At 58.5% G+C, this 12251-nt stretch carries 12 protein-coding genes; 5 read left to right on the forward strand and 7 right to left on the reverse strand.

Annotation, left to right across the window (positions count from 1 at the left end):
• Positions 1-32: 32 nt before the first annotated feature.
• Complete coding sequence (locus ACO0LO_RS25340; protein ID WP_422968661.1) at positions 33-479, reverse strand: DUF2782 domain-containing protein; 447 nt, start codon at positions 477-479, stop codon at positions 33-35.
• A 288-nt stretch (positions 480-767) separates the two neighbouring features.
• On the opposite strand from ACO0LO_RS25340, the gene polA reads away from it, so the two are divergent.
• Positions 768-3560: a DNA polymerase I gene (polA, locus tag ACO0LO_RS25345; RefSeq protein ID WP_422968663.1), complete on the forward strand. Its 2793-nt coding sequence runs from the start codon at positions 768-770 to the stop codon at positions 3558-3560.
• 88 nt (positions 3561-3648) lie between these two features.
• Positions 3649-3894 (forward strand): hypothetical protein, encoded by a 246-nt coding sequence (locus ACO0LO_RS25350; RefSeq protein WP_422968665.1) that lies wholly within the window; start codon positions 3649-3651, stop codon positions 3892-3894.
• A 27-nt stretch (positions 3895-3921) separates the two neighbouring features.
• Here the strand turns inward: ACO0LO_RS25350 and ACO0LO_RS25355 are convergent, their stop codons facing one another.
• The 3 genes from ACO0LO_RS25355 to ACO0LO_RS25365 form a co-directional block, all read right to left on the reverse strand.
• Positions 3922-4392 (reverse strand): DUF2269 family protein, encoded by a 471-nt coding sequence (locus ACO0LO_RS25355; protein WP_422968667.1) that lies wholly within the window; start codon positions 4390-4392, stop codon positions 3922-3924.
• Between the two features lie 11 nt (positions 4393-4403).
• Positions 4404-5699, reverse strand: coding sequence for an SDR family oxidoreductase (locus ACO0LO_RS25360; protein WP_422968669.1), 1296 nt, complete (start codon positions 5697-5699; stop codon positions 4404-4406).
• Positions 5700-5817: 118 nt separating this feature from the next.
• On the reverse strand, positions 5818-6348 hold the full coding sequence (locus ACO0LO_RS25365) for a GbsR/MarR family transcriptional regulator (RefSeq protein WP_422968671.1): 531 nt from the start codon (positions 6346-6348) through the stop codon (positions 5818-5820).
• A 213-nt stretch (positions 6349-6561) separates the two neighbouring features.
• Between ACO0LO_RS25365 and ACO0LO_RS25370 the strand changes: the two genes are divergently transcribed.
• The 3 genes from ACO0LO_RS25370 to ACO0LO_RS25380 all read left to right on the forward strand — a co-directional run bounded on the left by ACO0LO_RS25370 (position 6562) and on the right by ACO0LO_RS25380 (position 9145).
• Positions 6562-7440, forward strand: a complete 879-nt coding sequence (locus tag ACO0LO_RS25370) for a dienelactone hydrolase family protein (protein WP_422968673.1) — start codon at positions 6562-6564, stop codon at positions 7438-7440.
• 204 nt (positions 7441-7644) lie between these two features.
• Positions 7645-8373, forward strand: a complete 729-nt coding sequence (locus tag ACO0LO_RS25375) for a ZIP family metal transporter (protein WP_422968675.1) — start codon at positions 7645-7647, stop codon at positions 8371-8373.
• A 10-nt stretch (positions 8374-8383) separates the two neighbouring features.
• Positions 8384-9145 (forward strand): C1 family peptidase, encoded by a 762-nt coding sequence (locus ACO0LO_RS25380; protein WP_422968677.1) that lies wholly within the window; start codon positions 8384-8386, stop codon positions 9143-9145.
• A 62-nt stretch (positions 9146-9207) separates the two neighbouring features.
• On the opposite strand, the gene ACO0LO_RS25385 is transcribed toward ACO0LO_RS25380, so the two are convergent.
• From ACO0LO_RS25385 to ACO0LO_RS25395, 3 genes are all read right to left on the reverse strand, one after another.
• Positions 9208-10065 carry a sulfurtransferase gene (locus ACO0LO_RS25385; protein WP_422968679.1) on the reverse strand — a complete coding sequence of 286 codons (858 nt, stop codon included), beginning with the start codon at positions 10063-10065 and terminating at the stop codon, positions 9208-9210.
• Positions 10066-10122: 57 nt separating this feature from the next.
• On the reverse strand, positions 10123-11043 hold the full coding sequence (locus ACO0LO_RS25390) for a DMT family transporter (RefSeq protein WP_422968681.1): 921 nt from the start codon (positions 11041-11043) through the stop codon (positions 10123-10125).
• 81 nt (positions 11044-11124) lie between these two features.
• Complete coding sequence (locus tag ACO0LO_RS25395; protein ID WP_422968683.1) at positions 11125-12225, reverse strand: aromatic ring-hydroxylating oxygenase subunit alpha; 1101 nt, start codon at positions 12223-12225, stop codon at positions 11125-11127.
• Positions 12226-12251: the final 26 nt, after the last annotated feature.

Below are 12251 nucleotides of genomic sequence, written 5' to 3' on the forward strand. Positions count from 1 at the left end.
CCGCATAAAGGCCGCGCCAGGCCTGGCGTTGTTTATTTTTTTGTCGCTGCCGTGCTGGATGCCGGCGCAACGGCGGCCGGGTTGGGCGGCAAGGTATCGATAGGGTCTGCGGCTTCCTTGGTTTCCTTCGGTCCGCCGAATTCCTTGATGGTCCACATGGCGGGCCGGTTGGCATCGCCGTTGGCCGTGCCCTTGGCGGTATTGCCTATCGAAGGGTCGCCGCGCAGCGTGTAGGTGCTTTTACCTGATTTAACTTCCACCTCGTTGACTTTGCCCTTTTCGCGCTTCTCGGTAATCTTGTTGCGCGGCTCAGGCTTGACGATAGTGACGCCGGTATCCGGGCCTTCATCCAGTCTTTCCAGTTCGGGAGGGGGAGGTGCTTTGGCTTTTTCCTGTGCCAGCGCCAGCGCCGGGGTAAAAATGGATGCCAGACCTGCAAGCATCCACAGCGCAAGCATCTTTTTGGACATTGTTTTCATGATAATTCACTTTAAGTTTGCTGACAGTCTTGCGAGCATTGTAACAAATGCCGGGGTGACTCCCAGAAATATCATTGATAAAACCGCGAGCGGCATAGCCTGCAACACACTATCCCGCACTCTTGCCACTGTACTATCATGCCGTGGAGCCGATAAACTCTGCGATAATCATTATTGGTCAATATATGCGATGATTCGCGCGCTTTCAGTGTGGTAACACGCTCATGCCTGGCAATCGCGGCGCCTATCTATATCCACGCACATCCACTCTTTCCTGCCTTCACTCTTATGCAAAAAACCCTGTTACTCGTCGATGGCTCCAGCTACCTGTACCGCGCATTCCACGCCCTGCCGGATCTGCGCAACCCGCAAGGAGAGCCGACCGGTGCCATCTACGGCATGATTAACATGTTACGCCGTTTGCGCACTGATTACCCTGCTGCCTACATAGCTTGTGTCTTCGACGCCAAAGGCAAGACCTTCCGTGATGATTTGTATCCGGAATACAAGGCGCAGCGCGCGTCGATGCCGGAAGACCTCGCCAAGCAGGTGGAACCCATCCATGAAGCAGTACGCCACATGGGCTGGCCCATCCTGATGGTGGACGGCGTGGAGGCCGACGACGTGATCGGTACGCTCACAGTCGAAGCGGTAAAGCGGGGATTGAACGCCATCGTCTCCACCGGCGACAAGGACCTGGCGCAACTGGTCAACGACAAGGTCATGCTGATCAATACGATGAGCAATGAAAAACTGGACGAACCCGGTGTACTGGCCAAATTCGGCGTGCCGCCCAACCGCATCATCGACTACCTGACGCTGATAGGCGACACCGTGGACAACATCCCCGGCGTCTCCAAGGTCGGCCCGAAGACTGCGGTCAAATGGCTGGCGCAATACGACTCGCTGGATGGCGTCATTGCCAACGCAGACAAGATCACCGGCGCAGTAGGCGAGAACCTGCGCCAGGCGCTGGACTGGCTGCCGCAAGGCCGCGTGCTGATCACAGTCAAGACCGATTGCGACCTGTCCGCCCACATGAAATCCATCGTCGAATCGCTGGTGTCCGTTCCGGAAAACAAGGACGGCATGATTGCGTTTTATTCCCGCTACGGTTTCAAGACCTGGCTCAGGGAATTGAGTGGCAATCCTACCGCCAATGCCACGCCGCTGGCAGGGGCAGGACCGGCGCAAGGCGGCCTGTTCGGCGATGACAGCACTGGCGCAGCATCAGGAGCCACACCACAGACACCGCAGATACCGGCGGCGCCGGCAGTCACGCGCTATGAAGCCGTCTTGACTGAGGCGGAACTGGACGCCTGGATAGAAAAAATTTCCGCCGCTGCGCTGACGGCCGTCGATACAGAGACCACGTCGCTGGAACCAATGACAGCGCAGATGGTGGGCATCTCGCTATGTTGCGAGCCCGGCATCGCTGCGTATATCCCGGTCGCCCACAATTACCCGGATGCGCCGCAGCAGCTGTCGCGCGAACTGGTGCTGGCAAAAATGAAGGCATGGCTGGAAGACCCCGCCAAACCCAAGGTCGGCCAGAACCTGAAATACGACAGCCACATCTTCCAGAACCATGGCGTGCGCCTGCAAGGCATCGTGCACGACACGTTGCTGGAATCCTATGTGTTTGAATCGCACAAGTCGCACGACATGGACAGCCTGGCGCTACGCCATCTGGCGCACAAGACCATCAGCTTCGCTGAAGTGTGCGGCAAGGGTGCATCGCAGATCTGCTTCGACCAGGTCGCGGTTGACAAGGCCACTGCCTATGCCGCAGAGGATGCAGACATCACGCTGCAGCTGCATAACGCCATGTGGCCGCAGATAGACGGCAACGACAAGCTGATGCACATCTATGGCAAGATAGAATTGCCAACCTCCGTTGTCCTGCAAAAAATAGAACGCAACGGCGTGCTGGTGGACAAGGACCTGCTGGCCAAGCAATCGAATGAACTCGGCATACGGCTGCTGGACCTGGAACAGAAAGCCTATGAGCTGGCGGGCCAGCCCTTCAATTTGAATTCACCGAAACAGCTGGGTGAAATTTTCTTTGAAAAACTGCAACTGCCGGTCGTCAAAAAAACCCCGTCCGGCTCGCCGTCCACCGACGAAGAGGTTCTACAGAAGCTGGCGGAAGATTATCCGCTGCCGAAGATATTGCTGGAATACCGCGGCCTGGCCAAGCTGAAATCCACCTACACCGACAAGCTGCCGAAGATGGTCAACACAGAGACCGGCCGTGTGCATACCAACTATGCACAGGCGGTGGCCGTTACCGGCCGCCTGGCGTCCAACGACCCCAACCTGCAGAATATTCCTATCCGCTCCACCGAAGGCCGGCGCATCCGCGAAGCCTTTGTCGCCGGGCCGGGCAATGCCATCATTTCCGCCGACTATTCGCAGATCGAGCTGCGCATCATGGCGCACATTTCGGGCGACGCCAGCCTGCTGCGCGCATTTGAACAGGGCGAAGATATTCACCGCGCCACTGCGGCAGAGATTTTCGGCGTACCGACCACCGAAGTCAGCAGCGAGCAGCGGCGCTATGCGAAGGTGATCAACTTCGGGCTGATCTACGGCATGAGCGCATTCGGGCTGGCCGGCAACCTGGGCATAGAGCGCAGCGCCGCACAAAGCTATATCGACAAATATTTCATGCGCTATCCGGGCGTGGCGCAATATATGGCCGACACGCGCACGCAGGCCAAGGCGCAGGGCTACGTGGAAACCGTATTCGGCCGCCGCCTGTGGCTGCCGGAAATCAATTCTCCGAACGGCCCGCGCCGGCAGGGCGCGGAACGCGCGGCGATCAATGCACCTATGCAGGGCACTGCCGCCGACCTCATCAAGCTGGCGATGATCGCCGTGCAGGGCTGGCTGGAAAGCACGCAGATGCAAACCCGGATGATCATGCAGGTGCATGATGAACTGGTGCTGGAAGTGCCCGATGCCGAGCTGGAACTGGTCAAACAGAAGCTGCCGGAACTGATGGCGAATGTCGCGCAGTTGAAGGTGCCCTTACTGGCCGAAGTCGGCATGGGCAAGAACTGGGATGAGGCGCATTAAGGAAAATCAATTCCGTGCGCTGCGCATATCGCCTGGCCCCAGGCTATATGCGCAGCTTTCCGAACAAAAACATGAAGAAGACAATACGATGATGACAATCTTTGCCGCGCCGGTGTTCGACGCAACGGTGATATTCGAGGGACAGGAATTATTCAAGGGCAAAGGCTCCGCCAGCCTCTGGAGTGAAAAACTGGCGGCCGAACTCGGCATCGCTGTGGGCGTGCAGAAAGTCGGCACCGGCTGGGCACTGTGCGGCGCCGTCGACGGCGAGGATTGCCTGTGGGGCATACACGGGCAGCGGCTCAAACGCATCAGCACCAACCCGGCCGGATAAGACGGCATGACTAGCCGCTCTCATCCCCTATAAAGGCGGCTTGTTCACCATCAGGAAATACACGCCCAGCATCGCAATGAATGCCGGATAACCGAGACGCTCCCAGTATCTCGCATAGCGCCAATAAACATCCGGCAAGGCGTTGCCGCTGGCATAGGCCAGTTCAGCCAGCCTGCGCATGCGGATTTGCAGCCAGACCACCGGCAGCCAGCACAGCCCCGCCACCACATACAGCAGGATGGACCAGCCCAGCCAGCCGCTGGCCAGAGGCCAGCCTGCCATGTGCGCCATTGCGATGCCACTGGCGGGTTGCACAATGACCGCGGGCGTTGTAAATATCCAGTCCGCCAGCACCACGAGGCGTGCAACGACGACCTGCGCTTCCAGGCTCTTGCTGCGATTGACAAAGAACATGTAAAACGCGGATCCGAAACCTGTGCCTACCAGCAGCACGGAAGACAGGATATGTACGGTTTTAAGCAACAGGTAGGTGTTCATGCTTTCCCCTTTCAAGCGGCGGGTGCAGTCGCCAGCCTGGGGCGGGCCCGCTCGCCCGCATACAGCACCACCAGGATCGCAAGGACCGGAATGTTTTTGAGGATGGGGCCAAACGGGTGCAGCCAGAACTGCGGCAGGTAGACAGTGATCAACGCCGTGTAGGCAAGTATTACTGCCATTTGCAGCAGCCACAGACCGCGCCGCGGGTAGAACAGGCAAGCGGCTCCCATGAGGATGTCAAACCCCGCGGCGGCGTATAAAGCGGCAACCGCAATGTTCCCGTGCAAGCCCAGAGGCGCCAGCAATTCCAGGCTGGACGGCACAGGATACACGCCCAGCGACAGGATGCCGGTTGCCAGCCACAGCACTGCAAGCGCGATGCGGAATACCGCGTTGTTCCAGTCCGCCATCGCCTGCGCGCGCAGGCTTTCTGCCGAGGCAACCGCAAACCAGGTGTCACCCGCTATTGGCGCATGCTTCAGCAATGCAGCAAACCGGCCGGCATCGGCAACGTTATTGTCTTGCAGCATGCGCAGTGTATCGGGCGTAAATACTTTTTGCGGCAGCAGCCTGGCAAGCCATGCGCCCGCGCGCATCATCGGCATGGGAATGGGAAAGTAGGCGGCGGGCGGCAAGCCCATCAGCTGGCGGTATGTTTCCAGCATTGCCTTGTAGCTGATCGCGGCGGGTCCAACCGCATTGACGACGGCGCTGTCGCCATCCTCCGCCAGCCACTGGACCACGGCCCCGCACAGGTCGTCGATATGCACGGGCTGCAGCATCTGTCCGCCATTGCCGGGCAAACCCATGGCCGGCAGGCTGGACAGGCTGCGGAACAGCCGGCTGCTGGCGCCATCCACGCCTATCAGCAGCGATGGCCGCAGCACCAGCCACCGACCTGGCCCGGATACCAGCGCGGCATCGGCCTCGCGCTTGCTGCGCATATACGGCGTGAGCGCCGCCGGGTCCGCTGCTTCGTCCGCACCGCCCAGCGCGGATATCTGGATCACACGCACGCCGGCGATGGCGGCGGCGGCAAACAGCGCTTTCGGAGCGTCACGGTGTACTGCATTAAAACTGGCGGCTTCGCTCTCGCCGAGTATTCCCACGGCGTTGATGACTGCGTCCATATCGCGCAGGCGCGGCAGCCAGGCCTGGACATCATGGTCGCGCATATAGTCGATGGCGATGTCGGGGCTTTTGTTGATGACGCGGACGCCGCTGACCACCTGGTGTCCCGCCATCGACAACATTTGCACCATGTGCCTGCCGACGAAGCCGTTGGCGCCGCATACGAGGATACGCATCTGTTTTTCCTTATTATTTTTTTCAGGATTTTTTCTGTTATTTCAGTCACGACAGAAATGTTCTGTTTTAAAAATAGAGGCATGCAATACCCCCTTTTTTTCGTTCTTTTTTTTACTCTTACTTCTTCTCACCCCGCACAAACTTCTGCACGCTTGCCCCCATCTTCAGCAGCTTCATCAGCGTCGACGGCTCCAGCCTCAGCATTTCGTCGGTCCAGGTCGTCACGGTCTTCATCAGCGCCAGGGTTTCGGCGATACGGGCCTGGGTTTCCTTGTCTTCCTGCCTGATGTCCGGACTATCCAGGCACTGCTGCAAGGTGTCTATAGTCGGACTGAATTCCCTTTCCTTGCGCTCGCGCACAACGGTGCGGAAGAGCTCCCAGACATCCAGCGAAGTCTCAAAATGCGCCCTGCGGTCGCCCATGATATGGGCCAGCTTGACCAGCTTCCAGTTCTGCAGCTCTTTCAGGGAATTGGACACATTAGAGCGGGCCACGCCCAGCGTGTCTGCAATTTCTTCTGCCTGCATGGGTTTGCCGACGATATACAGCAGTGCGTGAATCTGGCTGACAGTGCGGTTCACACCCCACAGCGTGCCCATTTCGCCCCAGTGCAGGATAAATTTCTGTTTGACAGGTGTAAGTTCCATGACCTCATCTTAGGTAATTCTCTAATTTCAGTCAAGACAGAAATTAAAGAATTCAAAGACATTCCGTGGCCGATAAAATCACTTGCCCATGACAATTTTCAATTTGCTCACTTTTCGCCAATTTCCGTTATGCTATTGCGGTATTTTCAACGCGGTGCGGCCATGGAATGCAATCCGGGGCGCACTCAAGTAAACCACCATGAGGAGACAGGCATGCAACAGCAAGATTTCGACAGTCTGGTAGGCAAATCCGGCACGGACGAGGGCATAGACCGCCGCAGCTTTATCAAGGTCGCCATGGGTACGGGCTTTGCTGCTGCGGCCATGCCCATCTGCGCGCAGACTGTTGTCAAGACCGATACCGTGGGACTGACCGCGGGCGAAGTCAACGTGGTCGTCAACGGCCAGAACGTGCCTGTGTACCGCGCGCAGCCGGAAGGCAAGACCAACCTGCCGGTCGTGCTGGTGATTTCCGAAATCTTTGGTGTGCACGAGCATATCGCCGACATGGCGCGCCGTTTCGCCAAGCAAGGCTACCTGGCGCTGGCGCCGGAACTGTTCATCCGCCAGGGCGATCCCAGCAAATACGGCACTATCGCCGAACTGATGAAAGAAGTGGTATCCAAAGTGCCCGACGCGCAGGTCATGGGCGATCTGGACGCCGTAGTGGCGTGGGCCAAGGCGAATGGCGGCAATACCGACAAACTGGCCATTACCGGCTTTTGCTGGGGCGGCCGCGTCACATGGCTGTATGCTGCGCACAATCCGCAGATCAAGGCCGGCGCCGCGTGGTATGGCCGCATCGTCGGCGAGCCTTCCGCCTTATCGCCGACCAATCCCATCGATATCGCACCGACGCTGAAGGCGCCAGTACTGGGGCTATACGGCGGCAAGGATACCGGTATCCCGGTCGACACCGTGGAAAAAATGAAGGCCGCGCTGGCCAAGACCGGCAACAAGTCGGAGTTTGTCATTTATCCGAATTCGGGCCATGCATTCAATGCCGATTACCGCGCCAGCTATGTGGAAGCGGATGCCAAGGATGGCTGGAACCGCGTGCTGGCCTGGTTCAAATCGCACGGCGTAGCCTGACGCTGAAACGCCCGGGGTGAGCCGGAAAAGCTGGGTAACGGCTACCCTGGATTTTGTCGTTGAAGCGGATTGGATTTGCTCAAATCCTCGCTCTGTGTTCTAATTTGCAACCGAGTTGCATTTCGTTTGCATTGATTGATCAAATAGAGGTTTAAAATTCATTCCACGCTGCTATCCATCCTGCTGGCAACCACCATTGCCGGCGTGCTGAGCATTAGTGCTGCAGCCATTTTTTCTTTTTCGCTGCTGTCCAAGGTGGTGGAACGCATGGTCAGCCTGTCGGTCGGCATCATGCTGTCCACATCGCTGCTGCATGCACTGCCGGAGGCCTTTGAATCCGGCGCCGATCCGCGCACGCTGTTCGGCTGCCTGATGGGCGGCCTGCTGGCCTTTTTCCTGTTGGAGAAATTTGCGATCCTGCGCCACTCCCACCATCATGAAGGCGACGGCCACCATCATGAGCACGGCCATGACGCGCACGAGGCCGGTAAAGCCGGCTGGATGATTCTGGTCGGCGACGGCCTGCACAACTTCACCGACGGCATCCTGATCGCCGCCGCCTTTCTGGCTGATCCCAAGCTGGGCCTGGTTACCGGACTGGCAATCATCGCGCACGAAATCCCGCAGGAAATAGGCGATTTCATCGTGCTGCTGAATGCCGGCTTCAGCCGCGCGCGCGCCTATATGTACAACCTGATCTGCAGCCTGATGGCGGTGATCGGCGGCCTGCTCGGCTACTTCACTTTGGGCAATGCCAGCAACCTGATACCCTATGTATTGGTGTTGGCGTCTTCCGGTTTCATCTACATCGCCTTAAGCGACCTGATGCCGCAGATGCAGCGCCGGGCCACTATGCGAGAAACCATACCGCAAGTCATCCTGATCGCGGTGGGCGTCGCGCTGGTGCTGTTTGTCACCCGTCACAACCACTAGGAAAAAAGACGTGCAAAACAAAGTCGCAGGCTATGGCTGGGTTCCGGATCTGCCGGACCACAGGGATCACGGTTTTATTGCTTTGCCCGGCGCGGCGCTGCCTGCCAAGGTTAACCTGCGGCCCTTCTGCCCGCCGGTGCTGAACCAGGGCCAGAAAATCGGCAGCTGCACGTCGCACGCAGTCTGCAATGCGCACCGCTACGACCAGATGAAACAGGGCGGCACGCACTTCCTGCCTTCGCGCCTGTTTGTTCACTACAATGCGCGCGCAATGATAGGCACTGAAAGGCAAAACCACGGCGCGCAGATCCGGGACGCCATCAAGAGCATTGCCAAACAGGGCGTGTGCCGCGAAAACGCCTGGCCGTATGTCGCCAAAAAGTATGCGACAAAGCCATCCAAGGCTGCCTATGCGGAAGCGCTGCAGCATCAGGCAGTGGCTTACCAGCGGCTGAAGCAGGACCTGGAGCATTTGCGCGCCTGCCTGGCCGGCGGCCACCCTTTTGTATTCGGACTGACCGTGTACGACAGCTTTGAGTCCGATGCAGTGGCAGCCAGCGGCAACCTGAAAATGCCGGGCAAGAAAGAAGGCCTGGTGGGCGGCCATGCAGTGCTGGCGGTCGGCTATAACGACAAGACGCAGCGTTTCACCGTCATGAATTCCTGGGGCGATGCCTGGGGCAAGAAGGGCTACTTTACCGTGCCGTATGACTACGTGCTGGAATCCAACCTGGCGGCGGATTTCTGGACCATACGAACGGTAGAACTCTGAAAGCATCAGGGCGGCCATTGCCGCCCTGATGCTTTATGGGGATAGGACTGTCGCCTGGCCGCTCAGCTTTCGCTGCCTGTCGCCACCGGCCGCGCCGGCTCGGAACTCCATTCGCTCCACGAACCGGGGTACAACGCGGCTCCCGGTAAACCCGCCACTTCCAGCGCCAGCAGGTTATGACAAGCCGTCACCCCCGACCCGCACTGCATGATGGATTTGGCTGAATCCGGCAGGAAAACACTCCACTCGGAACGCAACTGCTCTGCGGACTTGAAGCGGCCGTCCGCCTGCAAATTGTCCTTGAAAAAACGGTTCTTGGCGCCGGGAATATGCCCCCCGACCGGATCTATCGTCTCGTTTTCGCCGCGGAAGCGGTCAGGCGCGCGCGCGTCGATCAGCGTGCGTGAAGACGTCGCAAGGTTGCCCAGCACGTCGGCGACGTTGACTTGCGGCACCAGGCTGGTCTTGGCGTTGATGCCGCCGCGTACCGGCCCCGGCACCTTGTCCGTCAGCGGCAGCTTCTCAGCGGTCCATGCTGCGATGCCGCCGTCCAGCACTGCCACGCCCTTGTGCCCGACCCAGCGCAGCATCCACCACAGCCGCGCGGCAAACATGCCGCCGTGCGCATCATAGGCAACGACCTGGGAAGAATCGTCCACCCCCCAGGAACGCAACGTATGGATGAACTCCTGCTTGTCGGGCAACGGATGGCGGCCGTGAAAAATACCGTTGGACGCGGCCTTGGCGCCGGACAGCTTGTTGTCCAGATGGGCAAACCGCGCATTGGGCAGGTGGCCGGCATCGTAGGCTTTCTGGCCGGCATTGGTATCGGCCAGGTCATGCCTGCAGTCCAGCACTACCCATTGCAGTTTTTCTATATTTTTTGCGAGGTCTGCTGCTGAAATCAGTGTGGTGTACATCTGTTCTCCTCATACTCACGTTACAGGCTTTCCCTGAGCATAACGAAGCAAGTGGCCTCATTCCGAACTGATGGGGTCCGAGGCTATTGCCGGCTTATTATTTTTAGAATTGTAAAATGTTGCTGTCAATCCACTTGCTAAAATGACCGCAATTCCCAGCCAGCTGGTCCACGTAAGGACATCATGCCATAACAATACATCCCAGGCACTGGAAAACACAATCCCCACGTATTGCAGGTTGGCTGTTACCAACGTATTGCCCAGCCGGTAGGCACGCGTCATCGCCACTTGCGCCGAGGCGCCGGTAAAGCCGATAACCAGCAACAGCAGGAAGCCTTTCATGCCGTGATGATGCCAGACAGACACACTTTCGGGCGCGGTAAAAGCGCCTGCCAGCAGCGACCCCAGCAGGCCGGCGGCCAGACATGAGGCGGAGAAATAAAAAACCACGCGGTATTCCGGCTCGCCCATCAGGCCCATCTGGCGTACCTGCATATAAGCCAGCGCCGCCAGCATGCCGGACGCGAGCCCGACGATGCCTCCCAGCATCTGGTCCTCGTGCATGCTCGGACGCAACAGCAGCACCACACCGGTAAACCCGAGCACGATCGCCACGACCAGCCCCATGTCCACCTTCTTTTTACCGTGCCACCAGGCACCCGCAAACAGGATGGCGGCGATCCAGACCGGCGACATGTAGTTCAGCGTCACCGCCATCGCCAGCGGCAGCTTGGTGATGGCAAAAAACCACATCCATAGCGCCACCACGCCGATAAACCCGCGCCACAAGTGATGGAAAGGCAGGCTGGTGCGCAGCGTGCCGCCCTGCAGCCGGATCAGCACATAGATCATTGCCATGCCGATGACCCCGCGGTAGGCGACGATCTCGGCGGTGGAATAGTAGTCGGACGCCAGCTTGACGCAAACGCCCATGATGGAAAACAGGAAACTGGCTACGAGCATCCACAGCGATTGCATGATTCTGGGGCCTGAGTTCGTCAACGGGGAACACGCAAAAATAAAGGGAAGACCAGCTTCCCCGAATTCCTGCGCAAAAAATTAAAACTGGATGTTACTTCGGTACCACTCGTGGAAATGCTGCATGCCGTCTTCCATCGGCGACTGGTAAGGGCCGACTTCGCTGACGCCGCGGTCCAGCAGGATGCGGCGGCCGGCGTCCATCCTTTGCGCGATCTCGTCGTCTTCAATGCAGGTTTCCATGTAGGCGGCGCGCTCGGCTTCGATGAACTCGCGCTCGAACAGCACGATCTCTTCCGGGTAGTAAAACTCGACCACATTTTTGGTCTTTCCGGTTTCCTGCGGCCACAGCGTGGACACCACCAGCACGTGCGGATACCACTCCACCATAATGTTGGGATACAGCGTAAGCCAGATCGCACCATAGGGAGGCGCCTCGCCATTGCGGAACTTCAGCACCTGTTCCTGCCAGGCTTTGTACTTGGGCGAGCCGGATTTCAGCAGGCCGCTGTTGACGCCTACGGTCTGTACACTGTAGTCGGCGCCGAATTCCCAGCGCAGGTCTTCGCAGGCGACAAAACTGCCGAGGCCCGGATGAAATGGTTCGACGTGGTAGTCCTCCAGGTAGACTTCAATGAAAGTCTTCCAGTTATAGTCGCACTCATGCACTTCGACGTGGTCCAGCATGTAGCCGCTGAAATCCAGGTCTTTGGTGACGCTGAGCTGCCCCATTTTTTCCATCACGTTATAACCGTTCTGTTCGAACAGCAGGCCGTTCCAGTTTTGCAGCGGCGTGCGGGACAGGTTCAGGCAGGGCGTGTCGGCAAAATGCGGCGCGCCTATCAGCTCGCCCTTCAGGTCGTAGGTCCAGCGGTGCAGCGGGCAGACGATATTATTCGTATTGCCGCGGCCATTGAACATCAGCGCCTGCCGGTGGCGGCATACGTTGGACATCAGTTCTATCCCGTCCGCGTTCCGGACCAGCATGCGGCCTTCGTTCTCGGCAACAAGCGTGGCAAAATCGCCGACATTGGGCACCATCAGCTCATGGCCGACGTAATGCGGACCTGACTGGAATAGCTGCTTGATCTCGCGCTGCAACAGGGCTTGATCAAAATAGACGTTTACTGGAAGTTGCGCGTTTGAGCGCGCGAGTTTGGAAAAAGAAGCCAGATCGGACATCCCCACCCCCCAAATTAATTTGCACC

It is taken from the genome of Undibacterium sp. TJN25 (genome assembly GCF_049339885.1).
GTDB lineage: Bacteria > Pseudomonadota > Gammaproteobacteria > Burkholderiales > Burkholderiaceae_D > Undibacterium.

What these genes read in the sequence shown, in the direction of transcription:
- ACO0LO_RS25340 (WP_422968661.1), bottom strand. Translation starts at nt 479, where the DNA reads ATGAAAACAATGTCCAAAAAGATGCTTGCGCTGTGGATGCTTGCAGGT.
- polA (WP_422968663.1), top strand. Translation starts at nt 768, where the DNA reads ATGCAAAAAACCCTGTTACTCGTCGATGGCTCCAGCTACCTGTACCGC.
- ACO0LO_RS25350 (WP_422968665.1), top strand. Translation starts at nt 3,649, where the DNA reads ATGATGACAATCTTTGCCGCGCCGGTGTTCGACGCAACGGTGATATTC.
- ACO0LO_RS25355 (WP_422968667.1), bottom strand. Translation starts at nt 4,392, where the DNA reads ATGAACACCTACCTGTTGCTTAAAACCGTACATATCCTGTCTTCCGTG.
- ACO0LO_RS25360 (WP_422968669.1), bottom strand. Translation starts at nt 5,699, where the DNA reads ATGCGTATCCTCGTATGCGGCGCCAACGGCTTCGTCGGCAGGCACATG.
- ACO0LO_RS25365 (WP_422968671.1), bottom strand. Translation starts at nt 6,348, where the DNA reads ATGGAACTTACACCTGTCAAACAGAAATTTATCCTGCACTGGGGCGAA.
- ACO0LO_RS25370 (WP_422968673.1), top strand. Translation starts at nt 6,562, where the DNA reads ATGCAACAGCAAGATTTCGACAGTCTGGTAGGCAAATCCGGCACGGAC.
- ACO0LO_RS25385 (WP_422968679.1), bottom strand. Translation starts at nt 10,065, where the DNA reads ATGTACACCACACTGATTTCAGCAGCAGACCTCGCAAAAAATATAGAA.
- ACO0LO_RS25390 (WP_422968681.1), bottom strand. Translation starts at nt 11,043, where the DNA reads ATGCAATCGCTGTGGATGCTCGTAGCCAGTTTCCTGTTTTCCATCATG.
- ACO0LO_RS25395 (WP_422968683.1), bottom strand. Translation starts at nt 12,225, where the DNA reads ATGTCCGATCTGGCTTCTTTTTCCAAACTCGCGCGCTCAAACGCGCAA.